This window comes from Neobacillus sp. MER 74, assembly GCF_023714155.1.
In genome coordinates, this window is the sequence record NZ_JAMAUV010000062.1 from 1 (window position 1) to 1,134 (window position 1,134).

Genomic DNA, 1,134 nt, shown 5'->3' on the forward strand with positions numbered 1-1,134 from the left:
ACGTGAGTCTGTCTAACAATTTTAAATTTGTTTTGAACATTTAGAAGAAAATGGATATTAATGTCGAATACATTAAGTAAAGGAGATGTTAATATGCCATTTATTCTTGGGGAAGATAGAAAACAAATCAATTTGTTACCATACACTTTAGATGACTATGTTCATGAAGATAATCCAGTAAGAGTAATTGATGCATATGTAGATAGTTTAAATTTAGAGGAACTAGGATTTGTTATTTTTTCTGGTAACAGTGCTGGTCAAAAACCCTACAGAAGACAAGATCTTCTTAAGTTATATATATATTGTTATATGAATAAAATCAGATCATCGCGAATGATGGAAATCGAGGCAACTAGAAACATTGAATTAATGTGGTTGATTGGGAAAATCAAACCTGATCATGGGACTCTCTCTTCGTTTATGAAAATTAACAAAAATGCCATTAAGCAGTTGTTTAAGGAATTTACACTTATGTTAAAAGGGTTTGGTCTTATTGATGGAGTCCTTGTCGCAATTGATGGTACGAAGATAAAAGCAAGTAGTGCAAAGAATAAACACTATAATGAAAATATAATAAGAGAGAAATTAGAATACTATGAAGCAAAAATTGAGGAATATATCAATGGCGTATTAGATACAACTGATGATGAAAGTATGAAACAAAAAATTACCGATAAAATAGAGTGCTATCAAGAAAGAATAAAGCAGCTAAACTCTATAAAAGAAGAGCTTAAAGAACAAGGAAAAAAACAAATTTGTTTAACCGATTCAGATGCAAAATCTATGAAGAACAATGGGAAATTTGAAGTTTGCTTTAATGTTCAAGCAGTTGTAGACAATAAAAATAAATTATTTGTAGACTACGATGTAGTCAATGATGTTAATGATCAAGGGCAATTATCAAACATGGTTAAAAAAGCAAAAAAAGTATTTGAAAACAAAAATATAACAGCTATAGCTGATACCGGTTATTTTAATATGTCTGAAATAACAGAAGTAGCTGATGAGAAGACTGAGATCTTAATAAAGCCTCAAAAAGGAAAACAACAAAAGGTTGAAAACGGATTTGATAAATCAAACTTCAAGTATGACCAAAAAGATGATGTTTTTATTTGCCCGATGGGCTACTGTTTG

Annotated in this window: 1 protein-coding gene; it reads left to right on the forward strand. The window is 30.0% G+C overall.

Annotated features, from left to right (window positions below):
* Positions 1-93: 93 nt before the first annotated feature.
* The coding region (locus tag M3610_RS27410) for a transposase (protein ID WP_251463627.1) at positions 94-1,134 on the forward strand (1,041 nt) is incomplete at its 3' end.